Origin of the sequence: Photobacterium sp. DA100 (assembly GCF_029223585.1) — a bacterium.
GTDB lineage: Bacteria > Pseudomonadota > Gammaproteobacteria > Enterobacterales > Vibrionaceae > Photobacterium.
In genome coordinates, this window is sequence record NZ_CP119423.1 from 1,101,037 (window position 1) to 1,127,415 (window position 26,379).

Below are 26,379 nucleotides of genomic sequence, written 5' to 3' on the forward strand. Positions count from 1 at the left end.
ACCATTACGGTCTGCTAAAGGGGACTAGCAATGATTTGCCGCTACTCTAGCGGATAGCTTTTGTTGTCACGATAGAAAATGTCTCTAGATGTGATCTCATACAAATTGCTATCTAAACCCTTTAAAAATTGATGTTTGCATTTTGATTTATTGTTAATTGAGCGTGCTTAATTTGTGTTTTGTTTGTTTTTTGACTGTTTGTTTGTATTGTTTCCGTGTGTGAAATTCCATTAATGAATAGATGATATAACCATACAAGTGGTAATATTCCAGAATTAAGCTTCGCTGCTTATGGTTATGGTAGGTTATCAATGTGTGGCGAAATGATCAAAAAAAGTGATGGTGATTACTTGTGGTCGTTTCGGTTTATTTTAATCTTTCAGCTTTGTTTTTATACATATAGTAGCGATTTGTGTGTAAATTATCCGGTGGTTGTTTGTCTTCTAGCCCGAAATTTCACCAAAAATAGTGTGGGGATTTAAAGTTGGATAGTGCAGGATGTAATATTATTTGCGGCTTTCCTTTACAGCCTGGTGATTTTTTTTACAGCTTTTTTGCAACTTCTGCTTGAGTTTCCTTGCTGAAATTACTATAGATGGGGGTCTGCCTGTCGTTATAACTATTGGCCGTTTTTGTTTAGATGGTCGTACCAGCAGACCAATAGTTATACCGATAGAACAATGATCAGGGAGTGTTGTGCACATGATGAAAGTAGGATTAGTGGGTTGGCGAGGCATGGTGGGCTCAGTCCTAATGCAACGTATGGTAGAAGAGGGTGATTTCAATGTGATTGACCCTGTTTTCTTCTCTACGTCCCAAGTTGGGATCCCAGCCCCAAATTTTGGTAAGGATGCCGGTGTCCTTCAGGATGCGTTTGATATTCAGCGCCTGAAACAGTTGGACGCGATTGTTACCTGTCAGGGTGGCAGCTATACCGAGAAAGTGTACCCAGCACTTCGCCAAGCAGGCTGGAAAGGCTACTGGATCGATGCGGCATCAACCTTGCGCATGAAAGAAGATTCAATTATTGCCCTTGACCCGGTGAACTTTGACCAGATGCAGCAAGGTCTGCATAACGGTGTGAGTACTTTTGCCGGTGGTAACTGTACGGTAAGCCTTATGCTGATGGCTGTAGGGGGCCTGTACCAGGCCGGCTTGGTGGAGTGGATGACCTCCCAGACTTACCAGGCAGCTTCAGGGGCTGGTGCAAAGAACATGCGTGAGCTGATCAGCCAGATGGGTGTGATCAATGATGCGGTGTCTAGCGAACTGGCTGATCCTTCCACTTCTATTTTGGATATCGATCGTAAAGTCGCCGAGACCATGCGTTCTGATGATTTCCCTGCTTCTGAGTTTGGCGCGCCGCTGGCAGGTTCGTTAATCCCTTGGATTGATGTGAAGCGCGACAATGGCCAAAGTAAAGAAGAGTGGAAAGGCTCGGTGGAAACCAACAAGATCTTGGGGCTTGATAACAACCCAATTCCTATTGACGGTACCTGCGTGCGTATCGGTGCAATGCGTTGCCACAGCCAGGCTTTGACACTGAAGCTGAAAAAAGCCGTGCCCATGGACGAAGTAGAGGAAATTATCGCATCGCATAACGATTGGGTAAAAGTGATCCCGAATGACCGCGATGTGACTGTCCAAGAGCTAAGCCCGACTAAGGTAACAGGGACGCTGTCGATTCCTGTTGGCCGTTTGCGTAAGCTGGCGATGGGTGATGACTACCTCAATGCGTTCACTGTGGGTGATCAGCTATTGTGGGGGGCTGCAGAGCCACTACGCCGCACCCTGCGTATTATCTTGGCTGAAAAGCATTAATAAGGCTTACTTGAGCCAAATAAAACGCCTGCATTTGCAGGCGTTTTTTCGTTTCAACTCTATGGCAAGTTGAAAGAGGGGGAATCTTTGCGCGATTAGGCTGCTAGGTTCTTCGCAACGAAGTCCCAGTTAACCAGAGCCCAGAAACCATTCATGTAGTCTGGACGTAGGTTGCGGTAATCGATGTAGTAAGCGTGTTCCCACAGATCAACAGTTAGAAGAGGAGTAACACCTTCTTCAGTCAGCGGAGTACCAGCATTAGACGTGTTAACGATGTCTAGAGAGCCGTCAGCCTTTTTCACAAGCCAAGTCCAAGAAGAACCGAAGTTGTTGATTGCAGAATCAGTGAATTTCGCTTTGAACGCTTCGAAAGAACCAAATGCTGCGTTGATTGCTTCTGCAACTTCGCCTGTTGGCTCGCCACCTGCGTTTGGCGCTAGGCAGTGCCAGTAGAAAGTGTGGTTCCAGATCTGAGCTGCATTGTTGAATACGCCACCAGTAGAAGTCTTAACGATTTCTTCTAGTGATTTTTCTTCTAGCTCAGTACCTTCGATAAGACCGTTTAGTTTTACCACGTAAGTGTTGTGGTGCTTGCCGTGGTGGTACTCAAGAGTTTCCTGAGAGATGTGTGGCTCAAGAGCATTTTTTTCGTAAGGTAGAGCTGGTAGTTCGAATGCCATTGCTCGATTCTCCATTTTGGTTAAGGGGCGTTTCCCTTGACATTGCTTCCAGTCGGCTAGGGCCAACTTATTATTTGAAACTGACTATTGTCACCGGATTACTATACCGCGAGGTATGGGTCTAAATTGTGACAGTGAAATCATTTTAGCAAGTTTTTTCTTTATTAAAAGAGTTGAAAGCTAAAAAAGAGTTGAAAAATAATGTCCTTACTTTTTTTAGGCATTTTTTTCCGGCGCGAGAGCAAGTAGAATGATGTCTGTGATAGTCAACTTATAAAGCAAAGTCGTAAGAGGAAGCTATGGAAACCATCGACAAGATTAAACAACAGATCGCTGAAAACTCAATTCTGTTGTACATGAAAGGCTCACCGAAACTGCCAAGCTGTGGTTTTTCTTCCCAGGCGGCACAAGCGCTGATGGCATGCGGTGAAAAGTTTGCTTATGTCGATATTCTGCAGAACCCTGATATCCGCGCTGAGCTTCCAGCCTACGCGCAGTGGCCTACCTTCCCTCAGCTATGGGTTGAAGGTGAGCTTATCGGCGGTTGTGACATCATCATCGAGATGTTCCAGAAAGGCGAGCTTCAGCCATTGATCAAAGAAGCGGCTGAGCGTCGTGACGGTGAAGCAGCAGAATAATCTGTCGAACGGAGAGTAGGTAGACGGGTTCATCATCGGCTACTAACGCTGTATTCGCAGGACACCCCAAGGAAGAGTCTTCCTCGGGGTGTTTTTGGTGCGCCGAGCATGGCGTTGTTCTAGGAGGTGAAAGTCCTCTACGGGCTCAGTCGAGCGAGAACCGTTAGCCTATGCAAGGGTGCCCACCGTGAGGTGGGATCTGAAGGAAGCAAACGGCAAAACTTGGTTGTGACGAACAGAAATCTGATAGTAGGCCAGTACAACTTGGGTAACCTAGCCATATATAGAATAGCCCAATGCCTCGACGGGAAGTGTGTACGGGTAAATCAGGCACAACCAAGGGAAAGAACAACGTCTTACCTCGGGAGATCTTATTAGCTGTCTCGGACGAGACTAGTGCAGCAGTGATGCTGCGTGACGGTTAATAAGAAGTCAGCAGAAGGCATAGTACCTTGGGGAAGTACAACCCAAGGGAAGGCCGGAACTGAATATATCAAGAAGCAGTCATTAGACACTCAATCATGTGGAGTCATAGCAAGATGAACAATATCTCTACGTACCAATGGGCAACACCGCAAGTGACGCTCATGGCCACGAAGAATGACAAGCATGTTTGGCGTAGACAGGAGGACGAGTCTTGGTGACCTCCACTCAGTTGATGGAGCAGATCTGTTCATCAACGAATCTGAACCAAGCCCTGAGAAGAGTAAAGAAGAACAAGGGATGTGCTGGGGTTGATAAACTCGACATAGCAGCCACTATCTCGGTGCTTCGGCAGTCTTCCAATGGGCAAGCGCTCCGCCAGAGCCTTCTGGACGGTAGCTATCAACCCCAACCCGTCTTGGGTGTAGAAATCCCTAAACCTAGTGGGGGAGTGAGGCAGCTAGGTATCCCAACGGTACTTGATAGGATCGTCCAGCAGGCCATCACATCAGTCCTGACAGATATCTACGAACCTAAGTTCTCCAACAGCAGTTACGGGTTCAGGCCCAACCGTAGTGCCCACCATGCTCTGGCGGCAGCAAGCCACTACATCAGGGAGGGGCGGGGTTATGTAGTCGATGTTGACCTAGCGAAATACTTCGATACTGTGAACCACGATAGGCTGATGCACAGGTTATCGAAAGATATCACAGATAAACGGGTACTGAAGCTGATCAGGTCATACCTACAGGCAGGCATAATGCGAAACGGGTTAGTCGAGCAGAGGCAACGAGGGACACCACAGGGTGGCCCATTATCTCCGCTGCTATCAAATATCGTATTAGATGAGTTGGATAAAGAGCTTGAACGAAGAGGGCATAAGTTCTGCCGATATGCAGACGACTGCCAAATCTACGTGCACAGTGAGGAAGCCGCAAATCGAGTAAAAGCCTCGATAACGGAGTTCTTGGAGCAGAAACTGAAACTCACGGTCAACCGGGAGAAGAGTGCAGCAACAAGAGTGACAGAGCGGACTTACTTAGGCCATCGCTTCCAACGAGATGGAAGTATCCATATCTCGAAGACAGCACAAACTCACATGAAGAAGCGAGTGCGTCAAATAACGAAGCGGAATCGAGGACGAGAGTTGAAGACAGTAATAGTCGAACTAACTCAATATCTAAGAGGTTGGCAACACTACTTCAAGCTCGCCATGCGGAAAAGCGCGATGCAGCGCTTGGATGAATGGATAAGACGGCGCTTACGGTGCTACCGACTCAAGCAGCGAAAACGCAGACACAGCATAGCGATATGGTTACGCCAAGAAGGCGTAAACGAGCGCAATGCTTGGAAGCTAGCGATGTCAGAGAAAGGATGGTGGCATCTGGCTTTATCGCCGCAGCTCAATCAGGCCATGCCAACGAAACGGTTCAAGGAGATGGGCATGTACTCATTGAGAGATGGGTATGAGTCACTGAAAATATATTCGGAACCGCCGTATGCGACCCACGCTTGTACGGTGGTGTGAGAGGACGGAGGCCGCGAGGCCTCCTCCTACTCGATTATCTGTGTAACTATTTAATTTGGTAAGAATTATTAGGCAATAAAAAGGCCAGCCGGAAAACCGGCTGGCCGATGTTGGAGTGAGGCTTGAACGCCTAGGCAGTTTGCCTTACAACACCATTGCAGCCATCCAGCCGAAGGCAATCAGTGGAAGGTTGTAGTGGATAAACGTCGGTACGACGGAGTCCCAGACGTGCTCGTGCTGTCCGTCTGCATTCAAGCCTGCTGTTGGACCCAGGGTAGAGTCAGAAGCCGGCGAACCTGCATCCCCCAGCGCTGCTGCCGTACCTACAAGGGCTACGGTTGCCAGCGGGGAGAACCCGAAGGTTAGGCATAGTGGTACGTAAATCGTCGCCAGGATAGGAATGGTCGAGAACGAAGAGCCGATCCCCATCGTTACCAACAGGCCAACTACCAACATCAGCAGCGCAGCAAGCGGCTTGTTGTCGCCAATAATCTCAGCCAGCGAGCTAACCAGTGTTTCAACGCCACCAGTGGCTTTCATTACCGAGGCGAAGCCAGCAGCAGCAATCATGATAAAGCCGATCATCGCCATCATGTGGACACCTTTGGTGAACACGTCATGGGTCTCCTTCCACTTGATCACCCCACCGAAGGTAAACACCATGAAGCCAATCAAGCCACCAACAATCATCGAGCCGCTGTATAGCTGAGCCCCCAGAGCAGCGATAATCGCACCGACAGCAATGTAGACATGCTGCATGTTGATCTCTTTGTGCTCAGGCTCCGCTGCCAGGATCTGCTCTTCAGAGTATTCGCGTGGTTTGCGGTAGGTAAAGAATGTTGCCACCAACAGGCCGAAAATCATCCCCAGAGCAGGCAGCAGCATGGCGAAAGGTACTTGGCTGGCTGACACGTCAAGGCCGTTATCATGCAGGTTCTTCAACAGGATGTTGTTGAGGAAAATACCACCGAAGCCAACTGGCAGAACCATGTATGGTGTGACCAGGCCGAATGTCAGCACACAGGCAATCAAGCGGCGGTCAATTTTCAGCTTGGCGAAAACATGGAGTAGGGGCGGGATCACAATTGGGATAAACGCAATGTGAACCGGGATCGCATTCTGAGAAGAAATGGCTAGAAGCACAAGAATGATTAAAACAGAATACTTTACGCCCGTGGCAGCGGCAGCATTGTCATGGCCACTGATACGCTTGATAACTTTTTGGGCCAGGACGTCGGTAATGCCAGAGCGAGAAATCGCTACGGCAAACGTACCTAGCATGGCATAGCTCAATGCCGTGGTGGCACCGCCACCCAAACCGCCTTCGAAAGCTGAGATGGTTTCCGAAAGTGGCATCCCGCCAATCAGGCCACCAAGAATGGCACTGAAGGTAAGCGCGACAACAACGTTTACTCGCAATAATGCGAGCAAAAGCATAACGCATACCGAAATTACTACTGGGTTCATAAACTTAAGATCCGTCCATTGTGTTATGTCGTGATTTGCTCGAAGTTTGCACGCTATGTGCAATGTTTCTTATTTGTTTTGGCTGTTTTGCTCAAAGGAAATTAATTTACAACATGTAGAATAAAAATTCATGTTGTGAAGGAATTTTCTTTATTGTGCTGCGTGTCTAAGCCTTGTCACTTTACCCTGTCTATACTGGTTTCGCCATTATGGTATGAATATTCGGCAGTAGTACATAGATATTACTGCATGATCTTACTTTGGTTTCGGTTGTTGAACAAAAAACAGCCAAGCCAACAACATGGAGTTTGTTATGAGTGTTCTAGTTGGCCGCCCGGCCCCGGATTTTACTGCCGCGGCAGTACTTGGTAACGGTGAAATCGTTGATGCCTTCAACCTACACAGCCATATTGCAGGCAAGCCTGCGGTGCTGTTCTTTTACCCGCTTGATTTCACGTTCGTCTGCCCATCGGAATTGATCGCCTTTGACAAGCGTTTTGCTGACTTCCAGGACAAGGGGGTGGAAGTGATCGGGGTTTCTATCGACTCCCAGTTCTCCCACAATGCATGGCGTAACACCGCAGTCGAAGACGGTGGTATCGGTCCTGTCCAGTACCCGCTGATTGCGGATACCAAGCATGAGATCTGCCAGGCCTACGATGTTGAGCATCCTGAAGCGGGTGTCGCTTTCCGTGGCTCTTTCCTGATTGACCGAGAAGGCGTGGTCCGCCACCAGGTTGTCAATGATCTGCCGTTAGGCCGTAACATCGATGAAATGCTGCGTATGGTTGATGCGCTGCAGTTCCACGAAGAGCACGGCGAAGTGTGTCCGGCCCAGTGGGAGAAAGGCAAAGAGGGGATGGATGCGTCACCACAAGGTGTAGCGGCTTACCTGTCTGAGCATACCGACGACCTGTAAATCGGCAGTTTAGTTACCGCCGACCGAAAGTGGGGTTGGCGGTGAGCGAAGATAAAAAGAAGGTTAGCCGAAAGGCTAGCCTTCTTTATGTCACTATTATTGACTTAGTTGATCATATCCGGACGGGTGACAACAATACCTTGTCCAGCATTCGCTGAGAACGTCGCAACTTGCAGCTGAGCCTGATCGGTGGCAGCTTGGGCGGTGACAGGATCAATAGCAGTTCCTTCGCCGTCGACTAATTGCGGGCCGATTACCGTACTGTGCTGAGCAGTGGAGTCGATATTGAATCGAGCGATGTGGGCGACTTCGCCAGATGAATAGTTCTTGAGGTCAGCCAGGCCAAGCTGTTTTGCTAACGGCTCCGTACCACCAATGATGCCATACTTGGTGGTTTGGTTTGGTATCACGCTGTCATTGGCCGCCTGCATGACATATACAGGGCCTTCTACATCACGTCCAAGGTTGTAGGGGTCAATGGTATCCAACACGGTTTGAGCGGCATAGGCAAAGGCGGTAAATGTACCGTCGACTTTTGCTTGGGTTGTTTCATCCAAGCTGTCATAGAAAGTAGCGAAACAAGCAGCGCCATCTTCAGCTCCGCCACAGGCACCCAGGTATGCTGCGTCTTCTGCCCCCAGCATGAGTGAATGCTTGATAGTTGGCCCAAAGGTCTTTGACTCAAGCAATAGCGATGGAATACCGCCGCCCGGGTTGGCAAATGCCCCTGAGGTGAAATTGAACAAAGCATCAGCTTCATCGATGCCTAGTGTTTTGTTGCCTAAACGGTAAGTGCCGATGCCCGAAATAGCCCCGAGAGAGTGGCCGAAGAAGCTGACATCCATGACATTCAGGCTTGGGAATGTAGGAAGGCCGCTGCCAGCCATCACAGAGAGCGAGGTGCGAAGACCTAGATCATCAATGATACTCTGGCGGATATTGTCACGCGCAACATTGAGGTATTCGAGGTTCATGTACACGTCAGCGGTTTCGCCGGTGGTCACGGTACCATCGGCCAGCGCACGTTCACCGTGAAGCGGGTGGTCGATAGCAACAATGGCTTTCGGGACTGCCGATGTAGCTGCTGCGGCACCGATATGTTGGGCACCGAACAGGTAGGCGGTTTCCTTGACCGAAGTGATACCGTGCTGGTAAACCACGACCCCCGGCGTCGGTGCCAGAGCCGCTGGTGGAACGATCATCAGCACGGGTACCTGATCGACCGATTGGATTTGCGGTAATGGGCTGTATTGGGTGACCAGGCGTTCTTCATCCAGTTGCGAACCATCGGCTAGCGTGACTTTCAGGCCAATCAGTTTGATGAACTCGGCACTGTCGCCGGCAAGCAGCTTGGCAATATCGATACCGTCCAAAGAGGCTTGTACCGCGGCTTTGTCGGCATCGGAGCCGTTGGTCATGACATTGCTGATCTTGGCAAGGCTAGGTACCGCGCTCTGCCATGGGGTTTTCTTCCACGCTTCATTTTCTGTATTGCTGTTGAGGAAGTTAGGCAGGCTGACGGTACCAGTGTACACTTTAATTCCATTTCCCACGTAACCAGCGACCAGATCATCAATCGTGTCCTGGTCATTGCTAACCAGTGCGCGCAGGGTAGCGCTGTTATTAAAGAATGTTTCAATATCAGTGACTTCACTGATATTCATCTGGTACAGGCTGGACAGATCGACGTTATTGGGATTGGCTTCACCTTTTAAGATATCTTCCGCTTTCCCACCGGCTTGAACGGTACCAATCGTCTGGGCAATGATGGCTTTTGTAGTATCAAGCACATCACCGACCGAGCCGGTAGTGAACCAGCTTGAGTAGATGATTGAATTAGGCTCTATACCTTTTACCGCGGCAACCGTCGCCTCGATGGCATGGGTGACTTTCTGTGCGCCGATAAGGTCACTGCTTGGCGGTTTAACGGTTGTTTTCAGTGCTGCATAGGATTCGGACATGCCGACCGGCTCGCCTTCACTATCAAGCAGGCTATCGGTCAGGGCAAACATATAGTTAGATTTCGGGTTCAGTGGTGAATTCGGGAAAATGGTAATCTTTCCATCACCGGGAACCAGCAAGTAGTCTTTCAGAGGGCCGCGTTCCAATACTTTGATGAGTTGAGGAGCACCTGCCAGCGGACTGGTTGTCTCTATAAGGTGGAATGCATCCAAAGCACTCGCGGCATCCAGCTTTCCATCAAACGGCAATACAATCGGCTGTGACACACTCCAACCGTCTGTTTTACCCAGTGCGGTTAGCGGGTCAGACAGGTCGGTTTTGTAGTTTTCATCACCGACACTGCCCTCGGTAGACAGTGTTCCATCAGTACTGTCCATGGCTAGGAAGGTTGGCAGAATCGGTGCCGTCAATATATCAAATTTGATTTTGGTATCGGCTTCCAAGCTCTTGGCGATGTGATCTTCATAGCTGACTTTATTCTCGACTTTTGCGTCGTTACCACAGCCGGCCAGGGCCAGTGAGGCGGCAATGCTCAGAGCTAAAATACTTTTGTTCATTGTGGTGATCCCTTAACTGAATTTATTGTTTCCTACCGGATTAGAAGATGTAGTTAATCTGCGCCGAGGTTAGGTACGCATCATTGGTGGCGTTGAATGTCTCGCCACTTTCTTCGAAAGTACTGCTCTTGCCGTAAAGGTAGGTAAAGCCAAAGTCGAATGTCATCTGGTTGCTGTAGTTGTAGGTAAATCCAGCCGAGTACCAGTAACGGTCGGTATCGGGAATACTCAGGGTAGATTTGCCCGCCTGCTCATCGAACGCAAAGCCAGCGCGAAGTGTCCAGTCAGGGTTGAGGTTGTAGGTGGCACCAATGGAGTAGCGGAAGTTATCGTCGTAGTCTTCCTCTTTGAGCAAGCACACATTGTCGACACACTGATCGCTGGTGGCACGAAGCTCTTTGAACTTGCTCCACTGGACCCACTGCACGCCATAGTGAACGGCCCATTGGTTGTTTAGCTGATGGAAGCCGCCAAATTCGGCAATGGCCGGGGTGATCACATTGAGTTTGCCGGGTACGGTATCGCCAGGTGCACCGTCTTTGATAAATGCACCGCTGTAATCGGTAAAGTCGCCATCAAACTTCAGCTCTACTTCCGAGCGGTAGCTCAGGCCGAAGCGGTTGTTTTTGTTATATTCATAAAGAAAACCAATGTTCCAGCCCCAATCAATGGTATCGCCTGCCAGTTTCAGGAGATCCGCACTTGGATTGGATGGGTTGAGGCCGCCGTAATGGCGCAGCAGTTCGGCGTCGGCATACACCATGTTGATGCCCGCACCAATACTGAATTGTTCGTTGATGCGGTAAGCGATGTTGGGATTGAGGTTGAGGGTGAGCAGGTCGGTTGTACCGGCATCGGTGCCGAAGTGGAAATCAGCAGGATACTCTGTGGCAAAACCGTAGTTGGTAAACATCGCCAGTCCCCAAGCAAACTTATCGTTGATTGGCTGGATGAAGTAACCGGCTGGAACCACGGCGGTTGGCGCGACATCCTTCGCCGTTTCGCCAATTGTTTCCGCAGTGACATCGATTTGCGGGTCAATGTATGAGACCGCACCTGAGAATTGCATCCGGTCGAACATCATCATCGCGGCTGGGTTACGGGCCAGTACCGACGCATTGTCTGCGACTGCCACTTCGCCAGAAAAAGCGCGACCAAGGCCGGAGGCAGAGTGTTCGTTAACTTGGAAGCCAGCCGAGTGAGCGTTGATACTGAGGAGCGCTGCGGAAACGGCGAGCGCCGTTAGAGTGATTTTCTTAGTCATTATTATGCATGCCTTTTAGAGTGAGTTACTTCTTGTTCTTCGATCCATGAATGAAAAACGCAAAAAAGGTGTTACTGAACCACGGGGTTTCGGAAGGGGCCCTTGACAACAGGGGAACAGCATATTTGTTCACACGAAGGGGACGCATCAACGATAAATAGCCAGATGTTATCGTTCATGCGGTGATACCACTTGAAACAATATGAAACAGTTAGGGCAGTATAAAGACGGAATTTAGAATTGTTAACCTACTGTAAAGCATTGTTTTTGATAAATATGTCTAATTGAGCAATGTTTAATTAGGTTGCGTTTAAAACAATCACAAAAAATTGCAGGCATGTTTGAATGGAAGTGTGACCAAGCCCAAATTTAAAGGGCTTGGTCAGAGGTCTGATGAGTTGGTGTTGTTTGAATTATTGGCTGTCAGCGCTAGCGTCTGTTTGACTTTCTAGCAGTGGCCAACCACCCAATTTTTTCCATTTGTTAACAATCTCACAAAATAACTCTGCCGTTCTCTCGGTGTCGTACAGGGCTGAATGTGCTTCCTTGTTGTCAAATTCGATACCCGCGGTGGTGCAGGCTTTGGCCAATACGGTCTGGCCAAAGGCAAGACCACTCAATGCCGCGGTGTCAAACGTTGCGAACGGATGGAATGGGTTGCGCTTTAATTTGGCACGTTCTGAAGCTGCCATAACAAAACTGTGGTCGAAGTTGGCGTTGTGGGCCACCATGATGGCACGGGAGCAACCAGCCGCTTTTTGCTCTTTACGGATCTGCTTGTAGATCTCTTTCAGTGCGGCTTCCTCTGACACTGCTCCGCGCAATGGACTGAATGGATCACGGATACCATTGAATTCTAAAGCTTCTTTGTGGATTACGGCTCCTTCGAATGGCGTCACATGAAAGTGCAGGGTTGATGCCGGTTTCAGCCAGCCTTCTTCGTCCATTTGTAGCGTTACGGCACAGATCTCCAGTAACGCATCAGTCTTGGCATTGAAGCCTGCAGTTTCTACATCAATGACGACTGGGAAGTAGCCGCGAAAGCGACTTTTCAAGGTATTTAGTTCGTTATCTTGGCTCATAAAACGGCAAATCAATGTAAAATAGTCGGCCATTATGTCAGATTCGACCGATGAGCTAAACCTTTCCCTGCCCTGAAGCCCAATCGCTCTGCAGTAAGGATAGGTCGAGCCAATTCAGCCTCGTAGCCCCAATAACCCCGAGGCTATTTGGTTATAAAGTTTTTTTGGCGTTTTCCGATACAATAACAAGCTTCACATTTATCTCGCACTGACAGGCAGTGTGAAGGGCAGGACAGCAGTATGGGTGGAAAAATGGCTATCTCGAAATTTCAATCTTGCAGTGTAGCATTCATGCTCGGCATAGTGATGGCCAGTGCGGCGAGGGCAACACCTGTGTATGTCGCCGAACCCAGCCAGTCGACCTGGAAAGTGGCCGTCGATACCCCATTGGAATGCCGGATGCTCCATACTATCCCGAGCTATGGTGAGGCTCAGTTTACCTCCAAGGCCAGTAAGAAAATCAATCTCGACTTCGAGCTGAAGATGCGCCGTCCGATGGGCGAAACGCGTAATGTTAATCTCGTTTCAATGCCCCCGCGCTGGATGCCGGGTGATGCAGCGCAGCCCATTACCAACCTGACGTTCTTCAAGCAATTCGATGGCTATGTCGGCGGGCAGACAGCTTGGGTTATGTTGTCCGAGCTAGAAACTGGGCGCTATCCAACATTTAGCTACCAGGACTGGCAGCAGCAAAATAAACGGGTCGATGTTGCTTTGTCAGCCGTTGCTTTTCGCTCTGCCTATGATCAGTTCAGCCAGTGCTTAGATAACTTGCTGCCTTACAGCTTCGAAGATATCGCATTTACTGTGCTTCACTACGATCAGGGCAGCGATCAGCTGAACAAAGCCTCACAGCAGCGCCTGGCTCAAATAGCTGACTTCGTCCGCTACAGTGACGACGTGGATTTGGTTTTGGTGGCGGCCTACACGGATGGACGGGGAGGGAAAACCGCCAACCAGGCGTTGTCCGAGCGGCGGGCTGAGCGTTTGGAAGAGTACTTTATGGCAATGGGGTTACCGGAAGACAGGATTCAGGTTGAGGCCTATGGTGAGCGCCGTCCTGTTGCCGACAACAATACGCCGATTGGGCGCAATAAAAACCGTAGGGTTGTCATTTCATTAGGTAGAACGATTATTTAATGGCACCTTGCTGTAAAAAGAGTAATTTGCCTCCTGCTTTGTCTTAATTTTGAAGCGCTGAGTTTGCCAGCCGCAGACTAAATTTATCGGGATAAATAATTAAGCAAGGTAGTGGCGATGAAATATATCCTGTGGACCCTATTGTTCGGTGCTGGTGCGGTTTTGGCTGCTAATGACGCGGTTGTAGGCAGTGATGTGTCTAAAATACAAAGCGAGTTAGCCTCTGAGGTAAAATCGCAATTGATTACCTCGGAGCAGGCCGAAGAGATGGAGCTCAACCGAGCGGAAACGTACGAAGTCACCAGTACGGTGAGTGTCGAAAATTTGGAATTACAGATTGCCGAGAAGCTCAAAGACAGCATCATGCCTTATTACTCAATTGAATATAACGAACCAACCAATGACGATGATCGATATACGGCTATCGTTACTGAATATTTTGGCAAAGTTGAGTAGTCGAGCTGTTGGTTGGATTCGCCCGCCATGGCGGGCGTGTCGTTATCAATAGTGCGATAAGGCCGGCCTTATATCTCCGTCTTCTCTTTGTACTCGCATAAATCTTCGATAATGCAGCTGCCGCAGCGCGGCTTTCGCGCCACACAGGTGTAACGGCCGTGGAGGATCAGCCAGTGGTGGACATCGACCTTGAACTCTTTTGGAACCACCTTGAGTAGTTTTTCCTCTACCTGATCGACATTTTTGCCCATCGCGAACTTGGTGCGGTTCGACACCCGGAAGATATGGGTATCAACGGCAATGGTCGGCCAGCCAAAGGCAGTATTGAGCACGACATTGGCTGTCTTGCGGCCAACGCCCGGTAAGGCCTCCAGTGCCTCGCGACTTTCAGGAACTTCGCCACCGTGTTTCTCCAGCAAGATTTTACAGGTCTTGATGACATTCTCAGCCTTGGAGTTAAACAAGCCGATGGTTTTGATATATTCCTTGACGCCGTCTACACCGAGGTCGAACATGGCCTGCGGGGTATTGGCAACAGGGTAGAGCTTGTCAGTAGCCTTATTGACACTGACATCGGTTGCTTGGGCAGAGAGCAATACTGCGATTAGCAACTCGAACGGGGTGCTCCAGTTCAGTTCGGTCTCGGGGTGGGGGTTCTCCGCACGTAAACGTTCCAGGATCTGGACGCGTTTTTGATTATTCATATTAACTTCCAGCGATATAGCCAACATTGTTCTGCCGGTGATCCCTCACCAGCAGTTTAGGATTAATTTGTTGTCGTGACGCGGGCACGCTCGATAACAGGTTTGTCCTGTGCCTTGGCGGCTTTCTGTTCACGCTTGTTATCAATAGCATTTTTCAGGGCAATCATAAAGCCTACCCCGATGAAAGCGCCCGGTGGCAGGATGGCTAGCAAGAAACTGCTGTCAAAACTGAAGACTTCGATACGCAGCGATGCTGCCCAGCTACCAAGCAGGCGGTCTGCGCCATCAAATAGCGTACCGTTGCCCAGGATTTCTCGCATGGCGCCCAGTACCACCAAAGCGGCGGTCATACCCAGCCCCATCCATAATCCGTCCAGTAGGGCCGGGACAGGATCATTTTTAGAGGCAAAGGCTTCTGCACGGCCGATAATGATACAGTTGGTAACGATCAGCGGGATGAAGATACCCAGCGATTGATACAAGCCATAGGTAAATGCATTCATCAGCAACTGCACACAAGTTACCAAGGATGCGATGATCATAACGAACACAGGAATACGAATTTCTGACGGTACCCACTGTCTTACCAAAGAGACAATCAGGTTCGAGCCAACCAGTACTGCCGTTGTCGCCAAGCCAAGGCCAAGGGCATTGGTCACTGTGGCTGATACGGCGAGAAGCGGACACAGTCCCAGCAATTGGACGATTGCCGGGTTATTGTTCCACAAGCCGTTTTTCATCAGTTCTTTATTCATCATCTTTATTCACCCTGACAGTTCAGTGGCTGTTCGAATAGGCGTTGCTGGTTTGCCTGGTAATACAATGACACGTTTTTGACCGCACCCACTACCGCTCGAGGGGTAATGGTCGCACCGGTAAACTGATCAAACTCGCCACCGTCTTTGCGTACCGCCCAGCGGGTATCTTTTTCGTTGTCGACGCGCTTGCCGGCAAAGCTGTAAATCCAGTCGCTGATCCGGGTTTCGATTTTATCACCCAGCCCCGGGGTCTCATTGTGACTTAGGATGCGGACACCGGTCACGGTACCTTCAAGATCGAGTCCGACGATAAGTTTGATGGCACCGCTGTAGCCATCAGGTGCGATAGCCTCAATAGCCATACCGACTTTCTGACCATCTTTCTCAGCGATATATGCCGGCATAGGGCTGGTGGTACCGAGGTATTGTTCGCTGGTCAGCAAAGTACAACTTTTATATAGCTCATTATCATGGCTTTCCGCTGGGATCACCTGGTTAAGTACCTTAAGCAGTTCTTGCTGCTGCTGTTGCTCGATTCGCCCGGCGGTTAGCAGGTGGGTGACCGATACCAAGCTGGTAGCTAGGATGGCAAAAATTGCCAGGATGCCACCATTTTTTTTCATTGCGTTAATCATGGCGGTTTCCTCAGTGGCCAAACGTGCGTGGTCGGGTGTAGTAGTCAATCAGCGGTACGCACATGTTGGCCAGCAGGACACTGAAAGCGACGCCGTCAGGAAAGCCACCGAAGGTACGGATCAAGAACACCAGCACGCCAATCAACGCACCGAAGATCAAGCGGCCTTTGACCGTTGTCGAGGCTGAGACCGGATCGGTAGCGATGAAGAAGGCACCCAGCATAGTGGCTCCCGAGAACAAGTGAAACAGCGGCGAAGCGGTGTTATCCGGGCTGAACATAAATGCCAAAGTACTGATAACAAACAGGGAGCCCAGCATGCCGGCAGGTATGTGCCATTGGATCACTCGCATTTTCAGCATGATCAGTCCGCCGAGCAAAAAGCCCAGATTGACCCATTCCCAGCCGATCCCGCCAATCAGGCCAAACACTGGTCCAGACAAGATTTCTGTCGCGGTATGCCCCGTGGTCAGCGATGTTTTCAGGGTATCAAGTGGTGTTGCCATCGTGACGCCGTCTACTGACATGCGAAGTTGGTGGACACTGAATCCATCCTGGGTGAAGCCGGTCAGAATGGCACTTATGCTATCGGCCAGGGTCACGGGTTCGGCTGTCAGTGACTGCGGCGGTAACCAGGTGGTCATTTGCAACGGGAACGAAATGAGCAAAACGACGTAGGCGACCATAGCCGGGTTGAACAGGTTTTGACCCAACCCACCATAAAGGTGCTTGGCTATGACTATTGCAAACAGGCAGCCGATAACACTGATCCACCAAGGAGCCAGTGGGGGGATGGATAAGCCGATCAGGACGCCGGTTAACAGTGCGCTGTTGTCGCGCAGGTAGGGCATCAAAGGCCGCTGGCGCAGTTTCAAAATCACAGCTTCGGTAGCGACACACAGTGAAGCCGCAAGGGCGATTTGGATAAGGACGCCCCAGCCAAAGAAGTACCATTGGGCGGCAACACCCAAGGCGGTACAAAGGATAACAGTGCGCATTAAGCTGCTGGTGCTTCGGCGACTGTGGGCATGGGGGGAGCTAGCAATATTAAAAGCCACAGTTAGTTTTCCTCATTTTTTTCTTGTGCTTCTTTCGCAGCTTTACGTGCCTTGGCGCGGGCGATGGCAGCAGCGACAGCGGCTTTCTTCGGATCAACCTCAGCATCTGGTGCCGGTTGTTCCGGTTTGGCATCTTCAGCAGCATCGGTTTGTGCCTGCTGGGCCGCCTTGCGGGCTTTGGCGCGGGCGACGGCAGCAGCGACAGCGGCTTTCTTCGGATCAACCTCAGCATCTGGTGCCGGTTGTTCCGGTTTGGCATCTTCATCAGCATCGGTTTGTGCCTGCTGGGCCGCCTTGCGGGCCTTGGCGCGGGCGACGGCAGCAGCGACAGCGGCTTTCTTCGGATCAACCTCAGCAACTGGTGCCGGTTGTTCCGGTTTGGCATCTTCAGCAGCATCGGTTTGTGCCTGCTGGGCCGCCTTGCGGGCTTTGGCGCGGGCGACGGCAGTAGCGACAGCGGCTTTCTTCGGATCAACCTCAGCATCTGGTGCCGGTTGTTCCGGTTTGGCATCTTCAGCAGCATCGGTTTGTGCCTGCTGGGCCGCCTTGCGGGCCTTGGCGCGGGCGACGGCAGCAGCGACAGCGGCTTTCTTCGGATCAACCTCAGCAACTGGTGCCGGTTGTTCCGGTTTGGCATCTTCAGCAGCATCGGTTTGTGCCTGCTGGGCCGCCTTGCGGGCTTTGGCGCGGGCGACGGCAGCAGCGACAGCGGCTTTCTTTGGATCGGACTCCGTGCTGGCAGGCTGCTCTTCGGCTGATTCTGGCTTGGAGTCAGCTTGCTGGGCTGCTTTGCGGGCCTTGGCACGGGCAATGGCTGCGGCGACAGCGGCCTTCTTCGGATCGGGCTCCGTGCTGGCAGGCTGCTCTTCGGCTGATTCTGGTTTGGAGTCAGCTTGCTGGGCTGCTTTGCGGGCCTTGGCTCGGGCAATGGCGGCGGCGACAGCGGCCTTCTTCGGATCGGACTCCGTGCTGGCAGGCTGCTCTTCGGCTGAATCTGGTTTGGAGTCAGCTTGCTGGGCTGCTTTGCGGGCCTTGGCTCGGGCAATGGCAGCGGCAACAGCGTCTTTCTTGCTATCGGCTGTTTGCTCGGTTGCCGTTTCAGCCTGTTCGGCTAGCTTGGCAGCTTTGCGCTCACGGGCCTGGCGCTTACGTTCTTCACGCAGTTTTGCCATCTCACTGTTGTCAGGCACCGCGCTGGTGATCTTAGGTGCTGTGTTATCTGCATTGGCGGCTTCTGCTTGCTTGGCCTTGGCACGGGCAATGGCTGCGGCAACAGCTGGCTTTTTGTCAGCAGTTTCTGACGTCGCAGCGGCCTGCTTAGCTTTGACGCGTGCAATGGCTGCAGCGACAGCATCATCGCCACCTTTCGCGGCCATATCTTTGCGACGGTCTTCAGCCGCCTTCTTGAAGCGGTTTTCACGCGCCGCTTTTTCACGTTCGAAGCGCGCTTGCTTGGCTTCGAAGCGCTGTTTGGCGCGCTCTGCATTAGCGGCTTCTTGCTGGTTGGCCCAAATCTCGGCCTTGGCCTTGCGGTAGTAGTTAACCAGCGGAATTTCACTCGGGCAAACATAGGCACAGGCACCACATTCGATGCAGTCGAATAGGTTGTACTCTTCACATTTGTCGTAGTCTTTGTCCTTGGCATACCACTGAAGCTGTTGAGGCAGCAGCGATGTTGGGCAGGCGTCTGCACAGGCACTACAGCGGATACATGCCATTTCGTGAGTATGCAGCGGCAGTTCACGACGCTTCGGCGTAAGGATACAGTTAGTGATCTTGGTGATCGGTACATTCGCGTGCGGCAAAGTAAAGCCCATCAACGAACCTCCAACGATCACTCGCGGGTATTTCCGATCCGGCTTGTAACCGTAGTTATCGAGCAGGTAGGAAATCGGTGTCCCCAAGCGGGCAAACACGTTACCGCGCTGTTTGAATGCTTCACCGGTCAGGGTGACGACTCGTTCAATCAAGGGCTCGCCGTCAATAATGGCACGCTTGACCGCAAAGGCGGTACCGACGTTCTGCACCACGACACCGACAGCGGATGAACGAGCTTGGCTCGGTACTTCACGGCCAGTCAGGATTTTCACCAACTGCTTGGAGCTGCCTGAAGGGTACTTGGTCGGTATCACCCGGATGATAATATTGTCTTCCGGTGAAACACACTTCTCCAGAGCTTTGATTGCATCAGGCTTGTTATCTTCAATACCGATGAGGGTGAGTTTGGGTTTGACGATATGGCGCAGGATCCGCACCCCTTCGATCACTTCGTCTGCATAGTCCTGCATTAGGCGATCATCGGCGGTAATGTATGGTTCACATTCAGCAGCGTTAATGATCAGGATATCGGCTAAGCCCAAGCTGCCTTGGAGCTTACGGCCTGTCGGGAACCCTGCACCACCAAGGCCGGCAATACCGCTCAGGCGGATCGCATCGATCAGCTCAGCAGGCTCGAGGGATTGGTAATCGGCAATTTTGTGCTGAGATCCCCACTGATCTTCACCGTCGCTCTTGATAACAATACATAGATCGCTCAGGCCCGAAGGGTGGGCAGTGGTTCTTTGCTCAATTGCAGTGACAGTACCCGATGTCGGTGCATGGACTGGTACGCACATGCTCATGTCACTCTTGGTCAGTGGCTGGCCTTTCAGTACTTTATCGCCGACACAGACCAAGATTTCACCTTTGGTACCGATGTGCTGCTTGAGTGGCAGTACCAATTCATCGGGAACCCCTGTACGAGTGATTGCCGTGCGATTTGACAGGGTTTTATTTTCGGCAGGGTGGATACCGCCTGGGAAGTCCCACAGCTGGCCTTGTTTGATTTGTTCAATAATAGACAGCATGTTACTTCACCGTGCTTTCATTGTTATCTACTGGAAGGTTTACAACCGGGATCTGGTTCAAGTCCCATTTCCAGCTCTCAGGCGTTGTTTCTACCGGGATCATTTCAATACAGTCGGTCGGGCAAGGTGCTACACAAAGGTCACAGCCGGTACATTCATCCTTGATGACGGTATGGAGGGCCTTGGTCCCGCCCACAATCGCATCAACAGGGCAAGCCTGAATACACTTGGTACAGCCGATACACATATCTTCATGGATAAAGGCGACTTTCTTAATGGCTTTCTCGGCATCATGGGCTGACTCCTGCACTTCGACACCCATTAAATCTGCCAGTTTCTCAATGGTCTGCTGGCCGCCAGGTGGACATTTGTTGATGTCGTCGCCATTGGCGATAGCCTCGGCATAGGGACGGCAGCCTGGATAGCCACACTGGCCACACTGGGTTTGCGGCAAGATAGCGTCAATTTGTTCGACGATCGGATCAGCTTCAACCTTGAACCGGATAGAGGCGTACCCCAATACCAGGCCAAAAATTGCTGCCAGGGCTGCAATGGCTATCACAGCAATGATTAATCCACTCATGTTACAGTTTCACCAATCCAGTAAAGCCCATAAAGGCAAGTGACATCAGTCCTGCAGTGATCATGGCAATGGAAGCACCTCTGAACGGGGCGGGTACATCCGCAGCGGCAATACGCTCGCGCATCGAAGCGAAAAGAATAAGGACCAGAGAAAAACCGGCGGCAGCACCGAAACCATAGACGACCGACTCAATGAAATTGTGGCGTTCGTTTATGTTTAGTAGGGCCACCCCCAGTACTGCACAGTTTGATGTGATCAGCGGTAGGAAAATGCCCAGCAGGCGGTAAAGTGTCGGGCTTGTTTTGTGAACCACCATTTCCGTGAACTGTACGACTACCGCAATCACCAGGATAAAGCTCAGCGTTCTGAGATATTGGATGCCCAGTGGTACCAGAATGTAAGTTTCGACTAAGTAAGCACATACTGACGCAAGCGTAAGCACAAAGGTTGTAGCAAGCCCCATCCCGATGGCAGTCTCCAGTTTTTTGGAAACCCCCATAAAGGGACAAAGTCCTAAAAATTTAACCAGTACAAAGTTGTTGACCAACACTGTACCTACGAGAAGGAGTAGGTATTCAGTCATACCGCCGTAATACTATTTGCAAAAGATCCTTATATTATCTTCCTTTGTCGCATCTATAACAACTCCCTAGGAGCAGGGTTTTTCCACTTCGATGACCTTTTCACCATTCATTGCGGCAAAGTTAATGCGACATTATGTGCTGTTAACATTTAAGTCCGTTCTTTCCATGTGAATACAACATTCGCTGAGGATATGCCACTTGTGACAAAAACCATGGTTGTTTACAGCTATAAATATCGTAAACTCCAGTGCTGTCTGTTTTTTGAACGGTATTGCTATGGGTGGCGAAAAAGTGTTCGGCTGGTTTTGTTTTGCAGAAAAAATGCTTGATTTCCTTCAGCCCAGACGGCTCAAGGGTTTAGCCCACTTATCCACGGAAACTGTGGATAACTGTGTTGATGGATGTTTGGAAACTAGGGCTTGAGGTCATCTCTGTGTCGTTGCGGTTAAAATGTGAGCAAGATCGGATGTGCAATAAACCACTGTTATAGGTAGGGTCTCTGAGGGTAAAGATGTGCTGGTAGAAAAAGCTAGAGTGATTACTTTACAGGAATTTAAGATGCAAGAACGCTGTGAATTGATATAAATCAAATCTTGGATAAGTTGTGGAAAGTTTCCTCAAAAGCATATTTTGAAGATAACGGAAGGTGTAAACCTGACTGGCGAGTAAACAGCAAGCTGTTATTACGTGGGCGGTGATAATACGGCGTTAAGAGAACATCGTCAAGAAAAAAGAAGCTGGTCGTCGGCAGAAAATACCACTCCAGTATGTGAGAGAACTGGAGTGGTATTGAGGGGTTATGGCGCTAGCTGGCAGCCTTTATCTGATATTGAATTTTGATATACCACTTCTCCTTGTGGCTCATAATCAGCGGCATTGATCACTTGCTTGGTTTCAAAGAAGCGCTTCAGTTCATCTGCGTCAACTTTACCGGTATCTATGAAGTCAAGGATTGGGTAATTGTCGCCCCCGTTGGCATTAAAGCTCGGTATGGTGAAAATGTAAGTATCTTCAGGGCTATAGTCTTTAGTACCCAGAGAGTTGATGGCGACCGTACCGGCTGCGCAGTCAACAGTCATGTCGACCCCAGAGAATTGCGCATAGGCACCAGATTCGATCTGCTTGGAGGCGACATCGCCAAGGTATTCGGCTATTTCTGCGCCTGACATTTCGACACGGCCAATGGTGTTACCGAATGGCTGAACGATTAAAACATCGCGGTAGGACACTTCATAGCCACTAATACCTTCGGCATTGATGGAGTCACGAACTCCACCAGAGTTCATGACGCCGAAGTCGGCGTTTGGCACCGCTTCGGTTTGGGCTGCAGCAATCAGGCGGCCAAGATTGGTTTGCTGCGAGCGCACAATGCTCCTGTCGCCTTCAAGCTTACCGTTGAGGGTGGCGATGATATTGCCAAGGGCCTCGTCACCTTTGTTCTGGAACTCTTCGAGGATAGAGTAGAGGGCGGGATCTTTCTCGATTTCCTCACCAATAAAGACCTTGTCGCCGTCTTCATTCTCTTCCTTTAGGTTTACCGGGATGAGCTCATAGCTGACGAGCTTTAATTCATCGCCACGAAACTCAAAGTCAGCACGGCCAACATATTTGCCCCATTCATGGGCTTGCATAATGTAGGTCCCGTTTTGCTGGTCGGGAACACACTCGTCGCCGGGCTTAAAGTCGGTGTTGTAATTGTTTGTGCCAGGCTCCATGCACACCGGGTTCTGCGAATGCCCGCCGATAATGGCATCTAGTTTCCCAGGTGCCAGCGAGCGCGCCAGAGTGACATCGCCTGGGGCGTTACTGCCATTGTTGCCATCTTCGTAGTGGCCCATATGGGTTGTGGCAAGGATAACGTCAACGTTTTCGTTCGCCTCGATTTCTGCGATGACTTTTGTGGCTTCTTCCGCAGTGTTGCGAAACTCAAGATCAGAAACATACTCAGGGTTTCCAATTCGGCCGGTATCTTCGGTCGTTAGCCCGATTACGGCAATCTTCACACCATTTACATCAAAGACTTCATAGGGTTTGAACAATCGCTCGCCAGTGTCTTTTTTGTAGATGTTGGCAGAGAGCATGGGGAAGGATGCCCAGGCTCGCTGTTTCTCTAGAACCTCACGAGGATTATCAAATTCATGATTGCCGACCGCCATGGCATCGTAGCGGATATGGCTCATACCAACGAAATCCGGCTCAGCGTCGAGCAAGTCAGACTCTGGTACACCGGTATTGATATCGCCACCGGAGAGCAACAGCACTTCGCCACCGTCCGCCGCCACTTGTTCACGGAGGCGGTTAATCAAGGTTTGCCGTGCGGCCATACCATATTCGCCATCGGAGTTATGCCAGAAGCGTCCATGGTTGTCATTGGTGTGTAATACCGTGAATTTTAACGTTTCATCACTGTCGCTGGAGCAACCTGCCAGGGCCAGGAGAAGTGATGCCGATACTGCTGATTTAATTAAGTTCTTTTTGCGGATAAGTTTCATAATAATAGTCTTGCCGTATGCTGAAGTTTTTTTAGTTAAAGCTTCTATGGTTATTTTCATGCATAGAGGAAAGACAAAATTAGTGATTTATCGCTTAAAAACAACGGTCAGATCGTTCGAGTATGGGCAGGATCACTGCGTAGGCTTAAATTACTGTCAATATTGTAATTAGCATCCATAAAACAACAGTTTATGTTACCTATCAGTGTTTTTTTAAAACCGAATGCCAATAGTGTGATGGTGGCAGCAGAATGTTATTAGGTATTCGGAATGAGCCGCCGGTAAATGCCTTGGGGGTATGCCCGCGGCTATTGCACCGTGCGTATCTGTGTTTTATACCATGTGTTAGGGCCGACTTCATACCCTTGCCAATAGGGGGCGGAAAATGCTTATTGTTGACATGCTCGTTAGCTGCTGCACAATGTCATATACACTGATCATATAGCCAGTATGGAATCATGATGGACAAGTCTAGTTCTAAAACTTTTAAACTCTCTTCTCGCTATTCCCCTTCCGGTGATCAGCCAACGGCTATCAACCAGTTGCTTGAAGGGCTGGAAGCCGGCCTTGCTCATCAGACCCTGCTGGGGGCGACGGGGACAGGTAAAACTTTTACGGTTGCCAATGTGATTGCCGAGTCAGATAGGCCAACGCTGATTTTAGCGCCGAACAAAACCTTGGCAGCACAACTGTACGGTGAGATGAAAGAGTTCTTCCCGGACAACGCGGTTGAGTATTTTGTTTCCTACTACGATTACTACCAGCCGGAAGCCTACGTCCCGACCACGGATACTTTTATCGAAAAAGATGCGTCAGTGAATGCTCACATCGAACAGATGAGGCTGTCTGCAACCAAGGCGCTGATGGAGCGCCGTGATGTGGTCATTGTGGCGTCGGTGTCGGCGATTTATGGTCTGGGCGATCCTGACTCATACCTCAAAATGATGCTGCACGTGCGCCGTGGTGACATCTTGGATCAGCGCGATGTATTGCGCCGATTGGCAGAGTTGCAATATACCCGAAACGATGTTGCCTTCGAGCGCGGTAACTTCCGGGTACGGGGAGAGGTGATCGACATCTTCCCGGCCGAATCCGAGAAAGAAGCGGTAAGGATCGAGTTGTTTGATGATGAAGTCGATTGCATCAGCATGTTCGATCCGCTGACTGGGGCCATTTTGCAACGGGATCTGCCTCGCTGCACGATTTATCCTAAAACTCACTATGTTACCCCACGGGAGCGGGTCCTTGAGGCTATCGATGGCATCAAGGAAGAGCTCGAAGTACGCAAGAAACAACTGCTCGAAAACAACAAGTTGGTCGAGGAGCAGCGTATCAGCCAGCGAACTCAGTTCGATATCGAAATGATGATGGAGCTTGGCTTCTGCTCGGGGATAGAGAACTACTCCCGCTACCTCAGTGGCCGTGCCGAGGGCGAGCCGCCACCGACCTTGTTCGACTACTTGCCGCCGGATGGCTTGTTGATCATCGATGAGTCCCATGTCACCGTCTCGCAAATTGGTGCGATGTACCGCGGTGACCGCTCGCGTAAAGAAAACTTGGTGGAGTATGGTTTTCGTCTGCCGTCGGCACTGGATAACAGGCCACTGAAATTCGAGGAATTTGAGTCTCTGGCTCCCCAGACGTTGTATATCTCGGCAACACCGGGCCAGTATGAAATCGACAAATCCGGCGGGGATATTGCCGAGCAGGTTGTCAGGCCAACAGGTTTGCTCGATCCGGAGATCGAAGTCCGCCCGGTTGCGACTCAGGTGGACGATCTCCTGTCCGAAATCCGGATCCGCGAGGCTAAGCAGGAGCGGGTGCTGGTAACCACGTTGACCAAACGGATGGCAGAGGATCTCACCGAATACCTGACCGAGCACGGGGTCAGGGTGCGCTACCTGCATTCGGATGTCGACACGGTTGAGCGGGTAGAGATCATTCGTGATCTGCGGCTGGGGGAATTCGATGTCCTGGTCGGGATTAACTTGCTGCGTGAGGGCTTGGATATGCCAGAGGTCTCGCTGGTGGCGATCCTCGATGCCGATAAGGAGGGTTTCTTGCGCTCAGAGCGTTCGCTGATCCAGACAATCGGCCGAGCCGCCCGTAACTTGGAAGGCAAGGCGATATTGTATGCCGACAGGATCACCGGCTCGATGGAGCGGGCGATGAACGAAACCAACCGCCGCCGGGATAAGCAGATCGCGCACAATGAACAGCATGGCATTGTGCCCAAGGCACTCGATACCAAAGTGTCCGACATTATGGAGTTGGGGGCCCCAGGCAAGGGCAGTAAAGCCAACCGGGCAGCACAGCTGCATAAAGTTGCCGAGAAGAAGGCGACCTATACCACGATGTCGCCGCAGCAGTTGGAAACTGAAATTCTGCAGCTTGAAAAGGATATGTATGATGCCGCCCAGAACCTGGAGTTTGAAAAAGCGGCTGAATTGAGGGATAAAATTCACACACTGCGTGAGCAATTTATTGCTAATAGCTAGTCGCCGCTAGACTGATAAACAGGCAAGGAAAAACAGGCAAAAAAAAAGCCAACCGAGAATAGGTTCGGTTGGCGTCATTGTTTTATTGAAATAATTCCAAAAACAACGTCAGTTGGCTAGGTTGACTCTCAGGAAGAGTCATAGTGTATAAAGCATTATGTGTGCCAACTTTTTGTGGCTCTCTTTAATTGCACTTTTTTAAGGGGTTAACAGCAAAATTAGCCGTGTATATTGATTATTTGTGGATACAAATTCGCATTTTGCAAAGCAATATGCGATTCATAA

At 50.4% G+C, this 26,379-nt stretch carries 20 protein-coding genes; 7 read left to right on the forward strand and 13 right to left on the reverse strand.

The features are described from left to right. The first annotated feature begins 702 nt into the window (after window positions 1-702). The gene (gene asd, locus PTW35_RS05490; protein ID WP_044622890.1) at window positions 703-1,821 is read left to right on the forward strand and encodes an aspartate-semialdehyde dehydrogenase; all 1,119 of its coding nucleotides are present in this window, start codon (window positions 703-705) and stop codon (window positions 1,819-1,821) included. Between the two features lie 95 nt (window positions 1,822-1,916). Here the strand turns inward: asd and sodB are convergent, their stop codons facing one another. Beyond that, a complete protein-coding gene (gene sodB / locus PTW35_RS05495; protein ID WP_039456908.1) occupies window positions 1,917-2,501 on the reverse strand; it encodes a superoxide dismutase [Fe] in 585 nt (194 codons plus the stop codon). Window positions 2,502-2,800: 299 nt separating this feature from the next. On the opposite strand from sodB, the gene PTW35_RS05500 reads away from it, so the two are divergent. Both PTW35_RS05500 and ltrA read left to right on the forward strand, forming a co-directional pair. Further along, window positions 2,801-3,139: a Grx4 family monothiol glutaredoxin gene (locus tag PTW35_RS05500; RefSeq protein ID WP_039456904.1), complete on the forward strand. Its 339-nt coding sequence runs from the start codon at window positions 2,801-2,803 to the stop codon at window positions 3,137-3,139. Between the two features lie 658 nt (window positions 3,140-3,797). Next, window positions 3,798-5,090 carry a group II intron reverse transcriptase/maturase gene (ltrA, locus tag PTW35_RS05505; RefSeq protein WP_348637735.1) on the forward strand — a complete coding sequence of 431 codons (1,293 nt, stop codon included), beginning with the start codon at window positions 3,798-3,800 and terminating at the stop codon, window positions 5,088-5,090. A 144-nt stretch (window positions 5,091-5,234) separates the two neighbouring features. Here the strand turns inward: ltrA and PTW35_RS05510 are convergent, their stop codons facing one another. Continuing rightward, window positions 5,235-6,557, reverse strand: coding sequence for a Na+/H+ antiporter family protein (locus tag PTW35_RS05510; protein WP_281026846.1), 1,323 nt, complete (start codon window positions 6,555-6,557; stop codon window positions 5,235-5,237). Between the two features lie 313 nt (window positions 6,558-6,870). On the opposite strand from PTW35_RS05510, the gene PTW35_RS05515 reads away from it, so the two are divergent. Then, window positions 6,871-7,476 carry a peroxiredoxin C gene (locus tag PTW35_RS05515; protein WP_107291817.1) on the forward strand — a complete coding sequence of 202 codons (606 nt, stop codon included), beginning with the start codon at window positions 6,871-6,873 and terminating at the stop codon, window positions 7,474-7,476. 104 nt (window positions 7,477-7,580) lie between these two features. Here the strand turns inward: PTW35_RS05515 and PTW35_RS05520 are convergent, their stop codons facing one another. From PTW35_RS05520 to rnt, 3 genes are all read right to left on the reverse strand, one after another. Then, on the reverse strand, window positions 7,581-9,995 hold the full coding sequence (locus PTW35_RS05520; protein ID WP_281026847.1) for a VolA/Pla-1 family phospholipase: 2,415 nt from the start codon (window positions 9,993-9,995) through the stop codon (window positions 7,581-7,583). Between the two features lie 40 nt (window positions 9,996-10,035). Further along, window positions 10,036-11,262, reverse strand: coding sequence for an outer membrane protein transport protein (locus tag PTW35_RS05525; RefSeq protein ID WP_281027442.1), 1,227 nt, complete (start codon window positions 11,260-11,262; stop codon window positions 10,036-10,038). Window positions 11,263-11,672: 410 nt separating this feature from the next. Further along, window positions 11,673-12,341: a ribonuclease T gene (gene rnt / locus PTW35_RS05530; RefSeq protein WP_281026848.1), complete on the reverse strand. Its 669-nt coding sequence runs from the start codon at window positions 12,339-12,341 to the stop codon at window positions 11,673-11,675. Between the two features lie 258 nt (window positions 12,342-12,599). Here rnt and PTW35_RS05535 point away from each other — a divergent pair, with 258 nt between their 5' ends. Next, on the forward strand, window positions 12,600-13,481 hold the full coding sequence (locus tag PTW35_RS05535) for an OmpA family protein (protein ID WP_281027443.1): 882 nt from the start codon (window positions 12,600-12,602) through the stop codon (window positions 13,479-13,481). Between the two features lie 117 nt (window positions 13,482-13,598). Then, window positions 13,599-13,937 (forward strand): hypothetical protein, encoded by a 339-nt coding sequence (locus PTW35_RS05540; RefSeq protein ID WP_281026849.1) that lies wholly within the window; start codon window positions 13,599-13,601, stop codon window positions 13,935-13,937. Between the two features lie 68 nt (window positions 13,938-14,005). On the opposite strand, the gene nth is transcribed toward PTW35_RS05540, so the two are convergent. The 8 genes from nth to ushA form a co-directional block, all read right to left on the reverse strand. Continuing rightward, window positions 14,006-14,641, reverse strand: coding sequence for an endonuclease III (gene nth, locus PTW35_RS05545; RefSeq protein WP_281026850.1), 636 nt, complete (start codon window positions 14,639-14,641; stop codon window positions 14,006-14,008). Window positions 14,642-14,703: 62 nt separating this feature from the next. Then, on the reverse strand, window positions 14,704-15,399 hold the full coding sequence (locus tag PTW35_RS05550) for an electron transport complex subunit E (protein ID WP_039456888.1): 696 nt from the start codon (window positions 15,397-15,399) through the stop codon (window positions 14,704-14,706). 2 nt (window positions 15,400-15,401) lie between these two features. Further along, the gene (gene rsxG, locus PTW35_RS05555) at window positions 15,402-16,034 is read right to left on the reverse strand and encodes an electron transport complex subunit RsxG (protein ID WP_281026851.1); all 633 of its coding nucleotides are present in this window, start codon (window positions 16,032-16,034) and stop codon (window positions 15,402-15,404) included. A gap of 10 nt (window positions 16,035-16,044) precedes the next feature. Beyond that, entirely contained in the window at window positions 16,045-17,091 is a 1,047-nt protein-coding gene (gene rsxD / locus PTW35_RS05560; protein ID WP_281026852.1) for an electron transport complex subunit RsxD, read from the reverse strand. Window positions 17,092-17,093: 2 nt separating this feature from the next. Then, window positions 17,094-19,937, reverse strand: a complete 2,844-nt coding sequence (gene rsxC, locus PTW35_RS05565) for an electron transport complex subunit RsxC (RefSeq protein ID WP_281026853.1) — start codon at window positions 19,935-19,937, stop codon at window positions 17,094-17,096. Between the two features lies 1 nt (window position 19,938). Further along, a complete protein-coding gene (rsxB, locus tag PTW35_RS05570) occupies window positions 19,939-20,520 on the reverse strand; it encodes an electron transport complex subunit RsxB (protein WP_281026854.1) in 582 nt (193 codons plus the stop codon). Window position 20,521: 1 nt separating this feature from the next. Next, window positions 20,522-21,103, reverse strand: coding sequence for an electron transport complex subunit RsxA (rsxA, locus tag PTW35_RS05575; protein WP_281026855.1), 582 nt, complete (start codon window positions 21,101-21,103; stop codon window positions 20,522-20,524). A 798-nt stretch (window positions 21,104-21,901) separates the two neighbouring features. Continuing rightward, entirely contained in the window at window positions 21,902-23,587 is a 1,686-nt protein-coding gene (ushA, locus tag PTW35_RS05580; RefSeq protein ID WP_281027444.1) for a bifunctional UDP-sugar hydrolase/5'-nucleotidase UshA, read from the reverse strand. Window positions 23,588-24,057: 470 nt separating this feature from the next. Here ushA and uvrB point away from each other — a divergent pair, with 470 nt between their 5' ends. Next, a complete protein-coding gene (gene uvrB, locus PTW35_RS05585) occupies window positions 24,058-26,094 on the forward strand; it encodes an excinuclease ABC subunit UvrB (RefSeq protein WP_281027445.1) in 2,037 nt (678 codons plus the stop codon). Window positions 26,095-26,379 lie beyond the last annotated feature (285 nt).

What these genes read in the sequence shown, in the direction of transcription:
- asd (WP_044622890.1), top strand. Translation starts at nt 703, where the DNA reads ATGATGAAAGTAGGATTAGTGGGTTGGCGAGGCATGGTGGGCTCAGTC.
- sodB (WP_039456908.1), bottom strand. Translation starts at nt 2,501, where the DNA reads ATGGCATTCGAACTACCAGCTCTACCTTACGAAAAAAATGCTCTTGAG.
- PTW35_RS05500 (WP_039456904.1), top strand. Translation starts at nt 2,801, where the DNA reads ATGGAAACCATCGACAAGATTAAACAACAGATCGCTGAAAACTCAATT.
- ltrA (WP_348637735.1), top strand. Translation starts at nt 3,798, where the DNA reads ATGGAGCAGATCTGTTCATCAACGAATCTGAACCAAGCCCTGAGAAGA.
- PTW35_RS05510 (WP_281026846.1), bottom strand. Translation starts at nt 6,557, where the DNA reads ATGAACCCAGTAGTAATTTCGGTATGCGTTATGCTTTTGCTCGCATTA.
- PTW35_RS05515 (WP_107291817.1), top strand. Translation starts at nt 6,871, where the DNA reads ATGAGTGTTCTAGTTGGCCGCCCGGCCCCGGATTTTACTGCCGCGGCA.
- PTW35_RS05520 (WP_281026847.1), bottom strand. Translation starts at nt 9,995, where the DNA reads ATGAACAAAAGTATTTTAGCTCTGAGCATTGCCGCCTCACTGGCCCTG.
- rnt (WP_281026848.1), bottom strand. Translation starts at nt 12,341, where the DNA reads ATGAGCCAAGATAACGAACTAAATACCTTGAAAAGTCGCTTTCGCGGC.
- PTW35_RS05540 (WP_281026849.1), top strand. Translation starts at nt 13,599, where the DNA reads ATGAAATATATCCTGTGGACCCTATTGTTCGGTGCTGGTGCGGTTTTG.
- nth (WP_281026850.1), bottom strand. Translation starts at nt 14,641, where the DNA reads ATGAATAATCAAAAACGCGTCCAGATCCTGGAACGTTTACGTGCGGAG.
- PTW35_RS05550 (WP_039456888.1), bottom strand. Translation starts at nt 15,399, where the DNA reads ATGATGAATAAAGAACTGATGAAAAACGGCTTGTGGAACAATAACCCG.
- rsxG (WP_281026851.1), bottom strand. Translation starts at nt 16,034, where the DNA reads ATGATTAACGCAATGAAAAAAAATGGTGGCATCCTGGCAATTTTTGCC.
- rsxC (WP_281026853.1), bottom strand. Translation starts at nt 19,937, where the DNA reads ATGCTGTCTATTATTGAACAAATCAAACAAGGCCAGCTGTGGGACTTC.
- rsxB (WP_281026854.1), bottom strand. Translation starts at nt 20,520, where the DNA reads ATGAGTGGATTAATCATTGCTGTGATAGCCATTGCAGCCCTGGCAGCA.
- rsxA (WP_281026855.1), bottom strand. Translation starts at nt 21,103, where the DNA reads ATGACTGAATACCTACTCCTTCTCGTAGGTACAGTGTTGGTCAACAAC.
- uvrB (WP_281027445.1), top strand. Translation starts at nt 24,058, where the DNA reads ATGGACAAGTCTAGTTCTAAAACTTTTAAACTCTCTTCTCGCTATTCC.